This window comes from Paenibacillus glufosinatiresistens (genome assembly GCF_031470375.1).
GTDB lineage: Bacteria > Bacillota > Bacilli > Paenibacillales > Paenibacillaceae > Paenibacillus_AQ > Paenibacillus_AQ glufosinatiresistens.
On the sequence record NZ_JAVFHT010000004.1, the window covers coordinates 303,519 to 313,101 of the forward strand.

At 56.4% G+C, this 9,583-nt stretch carries 6 protein-coding genes, 1 rRNA gene and 2 riboswitches; all 7 genes read left to right on the forward strand.

Translation table 11 applies throughout. The features are described from left to right. Window positions 1-97 precede the first annotated feature (97 nt). Complete coding sequence (locus RBI05_RS07845; RefSeq protein WP_310550683.1) at window positions 98-1,504, forward strand: NCS2 family permease; 1,407 nt, start codon at window positions 98-100, stop codon at window positions 1,502-1,504. 280 nt (window positions 1,505-1,784) lie between these two features. Next, on the forward strand, window positions 1,785-5,603 hold the full coding sequence (locus RBI05_RS07850; protein ID WP_310550673.1) for a glycosyltransferase family 39 protein: 3,819 nt from the start codon (window positions 1,785-1,787) through the stop codon (window positions 5,601-5,603). Between the two features lie 105 nt (window positions 5,604-5,708). Beyond that, a complete protein-coding gene (locus RBI05_RS07855) occupies window positions 5,709-6,713 on the forward strand; it encodes a glycosyltransferase family 2 protein (protein ID WP_223879959.1) in 1,005 nt (334 codons plus the stop codon). Further along, complete coding sequence (locus RBI05_RS07860) at window positions 6,706-7,155, forward strand: GtrA family protein (RefSeq protein WP_310550674.1); 450 nt, start codon at window positions 6,706-6,708, stop codon at window positions 7,153-7,155. The genes RBI05_RS07855 and RBI05_RS07860 overlap by 8 nt, the downstream gene beginning before the upstream one ends. Window positions 7,156-7,180: 25 nt before the next feature. Beyond that, the gene (locus tag RBI05_RS07865) at window positions 7,181-7,825 is read left to right on the forward strand and encodes a class D sortase (protein WP_310550675.1); all 645 of its coding nucleotides are present in this window, start codon (window positions 7,181-7,183) and stop codon (window positions 7,823-7,825) included. 115 nt (window positions 7,826-7,940) lie between these two features. Further along, window positions 7,941-8,023, forward strand: a riboswitch (cyclic di-GMP riboswitch). Between the two features lie 34 nt (window positions 8,024-8,057). Further along, window positions 8,058-8,140: riboswitch (cyclic di-GMP riboswitch) on the forward strand. 14 nt (window positions 8,141-8,154) lie between these two features. Beyond that, window positions 8,155-8,961 carry a transglutaminase-like domain-containing protein gene (locus RBI05_RS07870; protein ID WP_310550676.1) on the forward strand — a complete coding sequence of 269 codons (807 nt, stop codon included), beginning with the start codon at window positions 8,155-8,157 and terminating at the stop codon, window positions 8,959-8,961. A gap of 445 nt (window positions 8,962-9,406) precedes the next feature. Beyond that, window positions 9,407-9,583, forward strand: a 16S ribosomal RNA gene (locus tag RBI05_RS07875); the annotation flags it as partial.

Below are 9,583 nucleotides of genomic sequence, written 5' to 3' on the forward strand. Positions count from 1 at the left end.
GAGCACTTGGCGGCATTCTTTTCCGGCCGGGGTCGATTTTGACACCGGTCTTTTGCTGTTGCCCGTCTATCACCATTTACCTTAGGGGGAGAACATGTTGGAACGCTTTTTCAAGCTCAAGAAGAATGGTACCACCGTACGAACGGAAATTATGGCCGGTCTGACCACCTTCATGGCCATGGCCTACATCCTGTCCGTCAATCCGAGTACGCTGACCGCGTTCGGGCAAGTTGAAGGGCTGGGCTGGTACTCCGTTTTCCTGGCGACCGCGCTGGCCGCGGGCATTTTTACAATCGCCATGGGCTTGTTCATTAATTTTCCGGTAGCACTCGCGCCCGGTATGGGGCTTAACGCCTACTTCGCATCGGTTGTACTCTCGTCCGCCACAACGGATCACCCGTTCACCTGGGAGATGGGACTGACAGCCGTCTTTATCTCGGGTCTGATCTTTATCCTGCTCACCATTACGCGCGTTCGCCAGATTCTGCTGGATGCGATTCCGGACGGACTCAAGCATGCCATCACCGTCGGCATCGGGCTGTTCATTACCATTATCGGTCTGAAGAACAGCGGTCTGATGACGATCGGCGTGGAAGCCGGCAACGATATCGCCGCAGGCAAGTTCACCGACATCCTCTCGTTCGAGAGCGTGATTCATCTGGGAAGCTTGGAAGACAAGAACGTTCAGCTCGCTATCATCGGCCTGCTGCTGATCGGCGTCCTGATGGTGCTGCGTGTGAAAGGCGCGATCCTCTTCGGGATTCTGGGTACCACCGTCGCCGGCATTCTGATGGGCGTTGTCGACTTCGATACCCTGTCCAACCCGGCTACGCCTTGGACGCCGGACTTCAGCCAGCTCAACTTTGCCTCCTTCGACTGGGACGGCATTATGCATACCGGCCTTGTATCCGCCATCGCAACCTTTACCTTTGTTGAACTGTTCGATACCTTCGGCACACTGGTCGGCACCGCAACCCGCGCCGGAATTATGGACGACCCTGAAGAAGGCAAGCGCCGCGTCGGCAAAGCCATGCTGGTCGACGCCGCTGCCGTTACCGGCGGAGCCCTGCTGGGCACCTCGACGACAACGGCCTATGTAGAGAGCGCAGCGGGCGTCGCCGAAGGCGGACGCACCGGTCTGACCGCCGTAACCACCGGCGTCTGCTTCCTGCTCGCCCTGTTCCTGGCTCCGGTAGCCGCGCTGATTCCGGGCTCGGCCACCGCCGCCGCCCTGATTATCGTTGGCGTGCTGATGGCCCAGTCCATCAAGCACATTGATTTTGACGACATGGTGATTGCGATTCCGGCGTTCATGACGCTGGCGATCATGCCGTTCACCTACAACATTGCCAACGGCATTTCCTTCGGCATCGTATTCTACGTCATTCTGGCGACCATCGCCAATCTTAGAGGCAGCGAGAAGACATACAAAGTTCACTGGATGATGTGGCTGCTCGCCGTTCTGATCGTTCTGCGGTATATCCTGATCGGCAGCCAGGGCTAAAGCCCGGCCTTACCGGCAGGCTTCAAGCCTTTCTTCCCGTATTTAACCAAAATATCGCGGCAGAGCGCAGCGCGCCCTGCCCAAGCCGGCCGGCCAAGAAGCTTCTCGCGCTTTTTGGCGGCCGGCTTTTTAGTCTGTCCGTCCCGTCCGTCCCGACGGACATTACAGGGTCGCTCGTCGCCTTTCCTTCAACCGCCAATTGCATTATATTGAAGTGAGGAAGTTCGACAGATTACATAGAGACTATTTATTCAGAAGGGACGAAGACGAGGGTGATGACATGTTGAAGGTAAGGCGGATTGCCGCAGCCGTATTCACGGTCTGGCTGGTCGCCCTGCTGGCGGTTCCCGGGGGAATCGGCCACGCTGCAGGAAATATGCTGAACAATTCGGGGTTTGAAGAGCTGGACGGCAATGCGCCGGCGGGCTGGACACGGGATGCGTGGGTGCCGGATGAGGCGGCGGGTTCGATCTCGGTAGAGTCGGGCGAAGCCCATTCCGGCAGCTACGCCGCCGTAATTGAGAATGTCCAGCAGAACCACGCCAAATGGCTGCAGACCGTAGCGGTCAAGCCGGATAGCCTCTACCGGATTTCGGGCTGGATCAAGGTCGTCAGCGCGGGGGCGGAGGGCTTCGGGGCCAATATTGTCGTCGCGGGTCTTGGCAGCGGCTATCCGGCGCTGTCCGATACCGGCGGACAATGGGAGAAGCTGGAGTTCGTCGGCCGTACGGGCGGCGACCAGAAAGAAATCTCCATAGGTCCGGCGCTTGGCGGTTACGGCAGCCTGAACACCGGCAAAGCCTATTTTGACGATATATCAATAGAAGAGCTGTCGGAAGCGCCCGCCGGCGCTTCGGTCATTTCACTTGACGGGGACCAGACCTCGGCGCCGAAGGAGGAGTCGGGCAACACCGGCGATGTCTCTCCCAAGAGCGTCCTGCTGTTCTCTGCTTTGTTCACCGTTTTCTTTGTGCTGATGTACCGCTCGGCCATGCGCAGCAGACGGCTCCTGGACCGCCCGGAGAAGACGGTGCGTTTCTGGTTCATCCTGACGCTTGCGGCTGCGTTCGTGCTGAGACTCTGGCTCGGCTGGACCCAGCAGGGCTACCTGAACGACATGAAGACCTTCATGTACTGGGGGCAGCGGGTCGCCGATCTGGGCCCGGGCCGCTTCTATGAAGAGGGTGTCTTCGCGGACTATCCGCCGGGTTATCTCTATATTCTGTATCTTCTGCATGAGATCAAGCTGGGACTCGGGCTGGCGGCGGGCTCTTCCGGCGAAATGCTGCTGTTCAAGCTTCCGGCGATTGTAGCCGATCTGATAACGGGCGTGCTGCTGTACCGTTTCGTCGGCAAAAAATGGGGCAGCGGCCTCGCGCTGGTGCTCGCCGCCCTTTACTTGTTCAATCCGGCCGTCCTGACGGATTCGGCCGTGTGGGGCCAGGCGGACTCGTTCTTCGTCCTGTTCCTGCTGCTCAGCATTATGGCTGTCGCCGACAAGCGGTTGGCGGTAGCCGCCCTGTGGTTCGCCATTGCGACCGCGGTCAAACCACAGGCGCTGATCTTTACCCCGGTGCTGCTGTTTGCCTTCTATCATCATCGCGCCTGGAAAGAACTGCTGAAGGGGGCGCTGTACGGACTGGCGGCCCTGGCTGCCATCGCGCTGCCGTTCTTCTGGGGCAACGGGGGCATCAAAGGCATAATCGACCTGTACAGCAGCACGCTCTCGTCCTATCCGTACTCAACGGTCAATGCCTTCAATCTGTATACGCTGATTGCGCCGTCCTGGGCGCCGATCGACCGGACGTGGCTCGGCATCCCGTTCCGGATCTGGGGGAGCATCTTCATTGTCGTAACGGTGCTGCTGGCCGGCCTGTTCTCCTTCCGGAAGAACCGGCAGGATCTCTCCAAGTCGTACTATATCGCCATGCTGATGATCGTCGTCATGTTCGTGCTCGGCACCAAAATGCATGAGCGCTACATGTTCCCGGCGCTCATTCTGTCGCTCTTTGCCTATGCCGCTTCGCGGGACCGCAGACTGCTTCTGCTGTTCTTCGGCTTCTCGCTGACCCAGTATATCAATGTCCGGTATGTGCTCATCTTCCTGAACGCCTCCCAGACGCCGGGTTCGGACGGCATCGTGCTGCTGACCTCCATTGCGAATCTGGGGCTGCTGCTGTATATGCTCTATGTCGGCTGGGATATCTATTTCAGAGGCCGGGTGCTGCCGCTTCCGGGCCCGCGGTCCGAAGAAGAGCAGCGCCGGTCCCAAATAGCGCTCGCCGAGGAGCTGCGGCCGCTGGCCGGCTCCGCCGTATCCCGCGGTGCGCGGATGGGACGGAAGGACTGGATCTGGATGGGCGCCATCACCGTGCTGTACGGCGCTCTGGCTTTGACCAACCTCGGTTCGGACCGCTCCCCGCAGACGGTCTGGGAGCCGCAGACCGGCAGCAGCGTCGTTGTCGATCTCGGAAGCTCGCAGCAATTGGAGAAGGCCAAGACATTCGGGGGAGTGGGGACCGGCGCCTTTAAGCTGGAATTCAGCGAGACGGGGGATAATTGGTCGGGACCGGTCATCGTGAATGAGGAGGTCGGCAATGTATTCATCTGGAAGGAACAGGTGCTGAATACATCCGCCCGCTATGTCCGGATCACAGCGACCTCGCCGGGATTCTTCCTGCACGAAATGGCCTTCTATGCGCCCGGAACCTCGGAGCCGCTGCCGGTTGCATCGGCGGTAGATGCCGGCTCCCCCGCCAAGAAGGGGACGGGAGCCATGCTGTTCGATGAACAGAGCAAGGTTCCGGCCCATATGGGCTACATGAACAGTTCCTATTTTGACGAAATCTATCATGCCCGGACCGCTTATGAGTACATGCACGGCATCGTGCCTTACGAGAACACCCACCCGCCGCTCGGCAAGCTGCTGATTGCCGCCGGGATGGAAGTGTTCGGCGTCACGCCGTTCGGCTGGCGGATTGTGGGCACGCTGTTCGGTATCGCAATGCTGCCGGCGCTCTATGTAATGGCGCTCCGCCTGTTCGGCAGAACCCGTTACGCGGCGCTGGCCGCAGGACTGTTCGCGCTGGACTTCATGCATTTTACCCAGACGCGAATCTCCACCATTGATGTCTACGGCGTGTTCTTCATTATTCTGATGTTCTACTTCATGCAGCGGTACGTGGCAATGGACTTCTACCGCGTGCCGCTTCGAAAGACGCTTTGGCCGCTCTTCTGGTCCGGGCTGTTCTTCGGCATCGGCGTCGCCTCCAAATGGATTGTGCTGTACGGAGGAGCGGGCCTTGCCGTTATGCTGTTCATTGCGCTCTATGACCGCTACCGCCAGTACCGGGCGGCCCGGGGAGTGCTGGAACGCGGGAGCGGCGATCAGGAGCTGGCCGCCGCCTGCCGGTCGGCGTCGGCCGTCTTTTGGCGAAACACCGTTCTTACGCTTGGGTCCTGCGTGGCATTCTTCGTTCTGATTCCGGCGGCCATCTACAGCCTGTCGTTCATACCGGTGCTGTCGGTGACAGGGCAAGGCTATACGTTCAGCGGCCTGATTGAGGCCCAGAAGAACATGTACGATTATCACAGCCAGCTGACCGCGACCCATCCGTTCGCTTCGCAGTGGTGGCAGTGGCCGTTCATGAAGCGGCCGGTCTGGTTCTTCAGCGGCGGAGACGGCCTGCCGGCCGGCAAGGTCAGCAGCATTGTGACGATGGGCAACCCGGTGATCTGGTGGACCGGCATTTTTGCCCTGCTGGCTGCCCTGTGGATGACGATCAAGCGGGGCGAGAAGAAGCTGTATGTGCTCTGGATCGGCTTCTTCTCCCAATTCATTCCCTGGATGCTTGTTCCGCGCCAGACGTTCCTTTATCATTATTTTGCGATGGTGCCTTTCCTGATTCTGGCTCTGGTATATATGCTGAAGCTTGCCGACGGCAGGCTGGCTCCGAAGCGGACGAACGCGCTGCTGGGTATCTATGCAGCCGCGGCCGCCGTCTTGTTCGTGATGTTCTACCCCGTTCTGTCGGGTATGCAGGTCACCAAAGACTATGTGGACATTATGCTCCGCTGGTTCCCGACCTGGGTATTCTGATCTTGCGTTTTAAGAGGGACATAACCGTGCGGGCAGTTTCCGGGACTGGAGCTGTCCGCATTGTTTATCATTTGTGTGTATAGGAGGCTTATGGTGGTGAATGCGGTGAATGCCAAATACAGTGTCATTATTCCGATGTACAACGAGGAACAGGTCATTGCCCACACCTATGAACGGCTGTCCAAAGTCATGGACTGCTGCGGCGATACGTATGAGCTGGTGTTCGTGAACGACGGGAGCCGGGACCGGACTATGACGATTATGAGGGAGATCGCAGACCGCGATCCGCGGGTGAAGATTATCGATTTTTCCCGGAACTTCGGTCATCAGGTGGCGATTACGGCAGGAATGGATTACGCCCGGGGAGAGGCGATCGTCGTCATTGATGCGGATCTTCAGGACCCTCCCGAAGTCATTCTGGAGATGATTGCGAAGTGGAAGCAGGGTTATGAAGTCGTGTACGGCAAACGTCTGAAGCGACACGGCGAGACGGCGTTTAAAAAAGTGACAGCCAAGCTGTACTACCGTCTGCTCAGCAGCATGACAAGCGTCGATATCCCGACCGATACCGGAGACTTCCGGCTGATTGATCGCAAGGTGGCCGACGTGCTGCGCGGCCTTAAGGAGAAGAACCGGTACGTTCGCGGACTGGTGAGCTGGGTAGGCTTTCAGCAGACGAGCGTGGAATACGTGCGGGAGGAACGTTTTGCCGGGGAGACCAAGTATCCGCTCAAAAAAATGCTCCGGTTCGCCCTAGACGGCATCACCTCTTTCTCTCACAAGCCGCTCAAGATCGCGTCCTATATCGGCTTTGCCTTGTCCCTTTCGAGCTTTCTGTACCTGTTCTTCGTGCTGTTCCAGAAGCTCTTTACTTCCCGGACCGTCCCCGGATGGGCCTCGATTGTCGGCGTCAATCTGCTGTTCAACGGGATTATGCTGATGCTGCTGGGGGTAATCGGTGAATATATCGGCCGGATCTACGATGAGGCCAAAGGCAGACCGCTGTATATCGTGCGTCAGGAGACCGGATACGCAAGGCTGCCGGGTGAAGAGCGGGAGCTTCTGGAAGAGGACGGCGCTCAGGCAAGGGAGGAGAACGGCCGTGGCTGAGTTCAAGCGACGGGCCGATCTGATTCAATTCCTTAAATTCAATGCGGTCGGCGTGCTGAATACGATAGTGGACTTTGCCGTCTTCACCGTACTGAACAGTCTGGGTTTATTCTATACCGCGGCCCAGGTGCTGTCCTACAGCGCGGGCACGGCCAACAGCTTTATCTGGAACAAGAAAATAACATTTCGGGATCAGGAGAGTTCCCGGAACGACCGGTTTGACCGCAGCCAGCTGCTGCGGTTCATCATTCTGAATCTGTGCGTAATGGGACTCTCCCTCGTTCTGATCCGTTTACTGACCGATACACTGGGGATTCAAGTGCTGCTCTCCAAAGCGGCGGTTACCTTCATAACCGTCATAATCAACTTCTTCGGCAGCCGCAAATGGGTATTCGTCAAGCCGAAGGGGACGCCGGTCGGCGACCGGACGTCTTCGCAATAAGCGGACCGAGAAAGGAGCTTCTTCAATGCGGAAACTATCCTATCTGCTGATTGCAGCCGGAATACTGGTCTTGCTGTATCCGTGGGGCAACGAGCGTTATAACGACTGGCGGCAGGCGAGACTCCTGGCCGAAGCGGAGAGAAGCTTTGCCGATGCCGATACCGCAACTCCATCGCAGGGCAGCTCCGATCTGCGAAGCAAATATGAGGCCGTATCCCGGATTCTGCAGGAGGGGGAATTGGAAGAGCCGGAGGCATCTCCCGAAGCGGCATCCGAGGAGCATGCCATCGGGGTGATCGAGATCCCTTCAATAGAAGTGAAGCTCCCGATTCTTGAAGGAGCGACCAAAGCGAACATGAAGCATGCGGCAGCTCATGTGGCCGGGACGGCACCGCTCGGAGAGAGCGGCAACTCTGCCGTTGCGGCGCACCGGGCGCATACCAAAGGGCGGCTCTTCAACCGCCTGGGAGAGGTCAAGATCGGGGATTCCATCGTAGTTAAAGCTCGCGGGCAGATCTATTCGTATAAGGTCGTTGAAATCCGGCGCGTGCTGCCGACCGATCTTAGAGTGTTGGAAGACCGGGGCCAGGACTCCATGCTTACTCTGATAACCTGCGATCCAATGATTAATCCCACCCACAGACTTATCATCCATGCCAAAATGCCTTAATGCAGTAAAGTTCAGCCGGGTTTTTACGAAAAAAATATTAAAATTTGGAAGTTTTGTTGCTCGAAACTATTGAACGAGCTCTGCAAATATGGTAATCTATTAACAGAAAAGCTAAACACGATAACGGCAAACCTGTCGAAAGGCAGGGACGCAAAGCTACAGGGCCTTTCCCGCAAGGGGTGGCAGCCAGCTACCGAATGAAGAGGCTTTTTTTGTTGTTTAGATAAGGCTGCAACGATAATAGCAAACCTGTCGAAAGGCAGGGACGCAAAGCTACAGGGCCTTTCCCGCAAGGGGTGGCAGCCAGTTGCCGAAAGGAGTTTTATCAAATGAATAAGAAGTGGTACAGCGTGCTGCTCGCAGGCGTTATCGGCCTCAGCGCTCTCCCGTTCGTCCCGTCCTCTGTCCAAGCCTCCGCCGACTGGATGGATACTTCCAAGGTGAGTCAGGGAGTTGTCGGCGTCCAATATGATGTTACCCCGTCCGTCCGAACGAAAGTTATGATAACCAAAGACGGCAAGAGCTATAACTACACACTGCCGAGCGATTCCGAGGAATGGTTCCCGCTTCAGCAGGGAAATGGCTCGTATCAAGTCTCCGTACTGGAGAACACAAGCGGCAACAAATACAAATTGATCTTCTCCGAGACGGTGTCCCTCTCCCTGTCCAATCCGAATGCGGCCTATCTCGGCTCGGTACAGAACATCAAATGGGATGCCACCGACAAATCTATTCAGATCGCGAAGGAACTGACGAAGAATGCTTCGACAGACATGGACAAGGTGAAACTGATCTATAACTACGTAGTAGACAATATTAAATACGACTACACGCTGGCCGCCAACCTGCCGGCTGACTATATCCCCAACATCGAGAATACACTGAGCAGCAAGAAGGGAATCTGCTATGACTACTCGGCTTTGTTCGCCGCGATGCTCCGCAGCGTAGGCGTTCCGACCAAACTCGTGATGGGTAGCAGCGATTATGTGAAAGAATATCATGCCTGGAACGAAGTCATGGTCGGCGGCAAATGGATCACGATTGATACGACCGTAGACGCCGGGCTTGCCAAGAGCAAGAAGAGCGTCGCGCTGGCCAAGAGCAGCAGCAAGTACGCACCGGCTAAGGTTTATTAATCTTCTGAATAGTGAAGATGCTGAATAATGAATGAAATCAAGGACAAGCCCATGGAAGAGGGGGTTGTCCTTTTTTGTATAACGCGAATCTTAGGAATTTAATGTAATTAAATAATTTACGAAAAAGGGTTGCATTCAGTTAGTGGGCATGGTATATTCTTATTCCGGCCGATTGATCCTGAATCGATCGAATGAAACAAGATCAAAAAAAGTGCTTGCACAAAACGGTCGGACGTGATATAGTATAAGAGTTGCTGGTGCGAACGAGCATCGGCGATGAAGACGGTTTGATCTTTGAAAACTGAACAACGAGTGAGTATTAATCGAGAGTAACATCTCGTCAGATTCATCTTATGAGCAAGTCAAACGAACTTGTTCGTCCGAAAGGATCGGCTCAGCCGAGATTGATACCTTTCAGACGTTCAGCTCGACGAAGGTCGAGCCTTTTATGGAGAGTTTGATCCTGGCTCAGGACGAACGCTGGCGGCGTGCCTAATACATGCAAGTCGAGCGGATTCATTCAGAGAGCTTGCTCTTTGGATGAGTTAGCGGCGGACGGGTGAGTAACACGTAGGCAACCTGCCCTTCGGACCGGGATAACTACCGGAAACGGTAGCTAATA